The organism is Mesorhizobium sp. M7A.F.Ca.ET.027.03.2.1, from assembly GCF_003999175.1.
Classification (GTDB): domain Bacteria; phylum Pseudomonadota; class Alphaproteobacteria; order Rhizobiales; family Rhizobiaceae; genus Mesorhizobium.
The window spans coordinates 1-2791 of sequence record NZ_RZOM01000842.1 but is presented as its reverse complement, the minus strand read 5'-3'; the positions used below and the strand labels follow the sequence as shown (position 1 = coordinate 2791).

The 2791-nt window shown below is 61.7% G+C and carries 2 protein-coding genes; both read left to right on the top strand.

Translation table 11 applies throughout. The annotated features are described in order from the left end of the window. Positions 1-2227: endopeptidase La (lon, locus tag EN750_RS27795; protein ID WP_127398617.1), on the top strand; the 2227-nt coding region annotated here is incomplete at its 5' end. 297 nt (positions 2228-2524) lie between these two features. Next, positions 2525-2791: HU family DNA-binding protein (locus EN750_RS27790; protein ID WP_145967960.1), on the top strand; the 267-nt coding region annotated here is incomplete at its 3' end.

The window sequence follows — 2791 nt, the reverse complement described above, 5'->3', positions numbered from 1 at the left end:
CGACGATCCCGAGCCCGATGCCATCTTCGACATCGGCACGCTCGCCAATGTGCTGCAATTGCTCAAGCTGCCCGACGGCACCGTCAAGGTTCTGGTCGAAGGCGCTTCGCGTGCGAAAATCGTCTCGTTCACCGACCGTCCCGACTTCCACGAGGCCCGCGCCGCGGCGCTGGTCGAGCCGGAAGAGGAAGAGGTCGAGGTTGAGGCGCTGGCGCGTTCGGTCGTCACCGACTTCGAGAACTACGTCAAGCTGAACAAGAAGATCTCGCCCGAAGTGGTGGGTGCAGCCAGCCAGATCGACGACTATTCCAAGCTCGCCGACACTGTTGCCTCGCATCTCGCCATCAAGATCCCTGAGAAGCAGGAAATGCTGGCCACGCTCTCGGTCAAGGAGCGGCTGGAAAAGGCTATGGGCTTCATGGAAGCCGAAATCTCCGTCCTGCAGGTGGAGAAGCGCATCCGCTCGCGCGTCAAGCGCCAGATGGAGAAGACGCAGCGCGAATACTACCTCAACGAGCAGATGAAGGCGATCCAGAAGGAGCTCGGCGAGGGCGAGGACGGCCGCGACGAGGCCGCCGAGATCGAGGCGCGCATCAAGAAGACCAAGCTCTCCAAGGAGGCCCGCGAAAAGGCGGAAGCCGAGTTGAAGAAGCTCCGGACGATGTCGCCGATGTCGGCTGAATCGACCGTCGTGCGCAACTATCTCGACTGGATCCTGTCGATTCCGTGGGGCAAGAACTCCAAGGTCAAGCAGGACCTGGCGTTCGCGCAGAACGTGCTCGACACTGATCATTTCGGCCTCGACAAGGTCAAGGAGCGAATTGTCGAGTATCTCGCCGTGCAAAGCCGCCAGAAGAAGCTGAAGGGGCCGATCCTGTGCCTCGTCGGCCCTCCCGGCGTCGGCAAGACCTCGCTCGGCAAGTCGATCGCCAAGGCGACCGGTCGCGAATTCATCCGCATGGCGCTTGGCGGCGTGCGTGACGAGGCCGAGATCCGTGGCCACCGCCGCACCTATATCGGCTCGATGCCCGGCAAGGTCATCCAGTCGATGAAGAAGGCCAAGAAGTCCAACCCGCTCTTCCTGCTCGACGAGATCGACAAGATGGGCCAGGACTTCCGTGGCGATCCGTCATCGGCGTTGCTCGAGGTCCTCGATCCGGAACAGAACTCGACGTTCATGGACCATTACCTCGAGGTCGAATACGACCTGTCGAGCGTCATGTTCGTGACGACGGCGAACACGTTGAACATCCCGGCGCCCTTGATGGACCGCATGGAGATCATCCGTATCGCCGGCTACACCGAGGACGAGAAGATCGAGATCGCCAAGCGGCACCTGATGCCGAAGGTGATCCGCGATCACGCGCTGCAGCCGAAGGAGTTTTCCGTCGGTGAGGACGCGATCCGCGCCATCGTCCAGACCTACACCCGCGAAGCGGGCGTCAGGAGCCTGGAGCGCGAGCTGATGAAGCTCGGGCGCAAGGCGGTGACCGAGATCCTGAAGACGAAGAAGAAGACGGTGAGCATCACGGCGGAGAACCTCTCCGATTACCTTGGTGTGCAGCGCTACCGCTTCGGCCAGGTCGAGGCTGACGATCAGGTCGGTGTCGTTACAGGTCTTGCCTGGACGGAAGTCGGCGGCGAACTGCTGACGGTCGAAGGCGTCATGATGCCCGGCAAGGGCCGCATGACGGTGACCGGCAACCTGCGCGACGTGATGAAGGAATCGATTTCGGCGGCGGCCTCCTATGTCCGCTCGCGCGCCGTCGATTTCGGCATCGAGCCGCCGCTGTTCGACAAGCGCGACATCCACGTGCACTTGCCGGAAGGCGCCACGCCGAAGGACGGTCCGTCTGCGGGTGCTGCCATGGCGACAGCCATTGTGTCGGTACTGACGGGTATTCCGGTCCGGGCGGATGTGGCGATGACCGGCGAGATCACGCTTCGCGGCCGCATCTTGCCCATCGGCGGGCTCAAGGAGAAGCTGCTCGCCGCGCTGCGCGGCGGCATCAAGAAGGTGCTGATCCCGGAAGACAATGCCAAGGACCTGGCGGAGATCCCGGACAATGTGAAGAACGGCATGGAGATCATTCCGGTCTCACGTGTCGGCGAGGTGTTGCGCCACGCGCTGGTGCGTATGCCGGAGCCGATCGAATGGGTCGAACCGGTCAATCCGCCGGCCTCGACAGACAGTGCCGACGACGCTGGAAAGTCCCTGGCGCATTAGAGTGCCGGGCGTCCATCTGGACGCACAAAGGACGGTCTGACGCTCAAGCTTGCGCATGGCCCTTTCCGAAACCGACTGCGGTTTTCGATGTCATGCGCTGGTTTTCGTCAAGGTTGCAGCGCACAAACGGAGAGCCGGGCCTCGAGCCCGGCTTTTTCATGTGAAAAACCCAGCATTTCCGGGCTTTTTCCGCTTTTTTCCTGCCTTTTCGACTTGGTTGCGGGAGCGCTTCTTTCTAAAGTCCGTTTCCTGCCGGATGAGTCGATAGTTCCGGTGTTCTCATGGAAGGGAATTTTTATGAACAAGAACGAACTGGTGTCCGCTGTCGCCGACGCCGCGAGCATTTCGAAGGGTGACGCGCAGTCGGCGGTCGATGCGGTATTTTCCGTGATCACCGGCGAACTGAAGAAGGGCGGCGATGTCCGGCTTGTCGGCTTTGGCAATTTCTCCGTGTCAAAGCGTGCGGCGTCGACCGGCCGCAATCCTCAGACCGGCGCCGAAGTGAAGATCCCGGCGCGCACCGTGCCGAAGTTCTCGGCCGGCAAAGGCCTCAAGGACGCAGTC